Consider the following 1,393-nt stretch of genomic DNA (forward strand, 5'->3'; position numbering starts at 1 on the left):
GGTCGTGTCGCGAAGGCTGTGGAAATTCCCTGGCGGCTTGCTCCGAGTATGTGAAATTGGCGCGGGTTATGCGGCGAGGTCAAGTGCCATCGGCCCAAGCGGCTGAGCGAGGGTCTCCCATCCGTCGACCTTGCGCATCTGGATCTGCCCCGAGGCCAGCAACGCCCAGAGCAGCATCGGCACGGTTTCGGCGCATGGCAGCACGGTCTGGGTCTTTATCCGGCGTCGAAATTCCTCGTTCAGACGTTCTATCGCATTGGTGGTCCGCGCCGATTTCCATTGCGAGGGATCGAGGCGAGTGAAGGTGAAGAGCCGATCGCCGGCCTCTTCCAGGCTATCGGCCACGGCCCGGCACTTGAGCTTCCACTTGCGGAGGAAGGCCTTGCGACGCTTCTCGATCTCGGCGGCGCTGTCGGCGTAGATCATGTCGCGGTAACCCTCGCTCAGCTCGTCATGCAGGCGCTTGGGCGCGTGGCCGAGCAGGTTTCTGTGCTTGTGAACCGTGCAGCGTTGAATGGGCAGCTCCTCGCCCCAGAGCGCCACGAGCGCGGCTTCCAAGCCGGGGGCACCGTCGACGATCACGAACTCCGGTCGTTTCAGGCCCCGTGCATCCAGATCGGTGAGGAACTGACACCAGGCAGCTGTGCTTTCGCCGCCCATATTCCTGATCGAGATCAGCACCTTCTGCCCGTCGCGACGGACGCCGATCGCGGCTAGGACCGAGATATTGGTGGCCTTGCGGTCCAGCCGGGTCTTGATGACGGTGCCGTCGAGAATGAGCCTGACGACATCTTCACCGGCCAAATCGCGGGTGGACCAAGCGTCCCAATCAACCTTCACCTTGCGCCAGGCCCGGCTGACGACATCCTTGCTCACGGCCCCTTCGAACAGGCCAAACAAAGCCCGCTTGACCCTCCGCGTGTTGGTCCCAGCCAGGTAAACCGCCGCGATCAGGGCTTCGGCCTTCTTGGTCAGCCGCTGATAGCGAGGCAGCGCCTTCGAGCGCCATTCGGTGATTTTGCCCGCCTCGTCCTCGATCCGGGCGCGCGGCACCCGCACCGTCTCGGTGCCGAACGTGCCGGTCAGTTGTCGGTCGCGATGCCCGTGGCGGTAGCCCTTGGCCTTGTCGTCGCCGCGTCCATAGCGGAGGCGACCGAGACATTCGGCCAGTTCCTCTTCGAACAACGCCTCGATGGTGGCACGGACAGTCGCCCGCAGGCGGTCTTCGATCGGATCATATCCCGCGGCGTCAGGCAGTAGCGAAAAGGATGAGCTGTCGATATTCTGCTTCATGGCGTGATCTCCCTGGCGGTTGGCGCCGCCGGTTGGCTGGGTGTCAGTTCACCCGGAGATTACGCCGCCTTCAAATTTCCACCACTTCCGAGACACGACC

General features: G+C 63.4%; 1 protein-coding gene. It reads right to left on the bottom strand.

Going from position 1 to position 1,393, the window contains the following annotated elements:
- Positions 1 to 66 precede the first annotated feature (66 nt).
- Positions 67 to 1,293, bottom strand: a complete 1,227-nt coding sequence (locus CDV49_RS19300) for an IS256 family transposase (protein ID WP_088216928.1) — start codon at positions 1,291 to 1,293, stop codon at positions 67 to 69.
- Positions 1,294 to 1,393 lie beyond the last annotated feature (100 nt).

The sequence above is a fragment of the Haematobacter genomosp. 1 genome (genome assembly GCF_002196855.1).
Classification (GTDB): domain Bacteria; phylum Pseudomonadota; class Alphaproteobacteria; order Rhodobacterales; family Rhodobacteraceae; genus Haematobacter.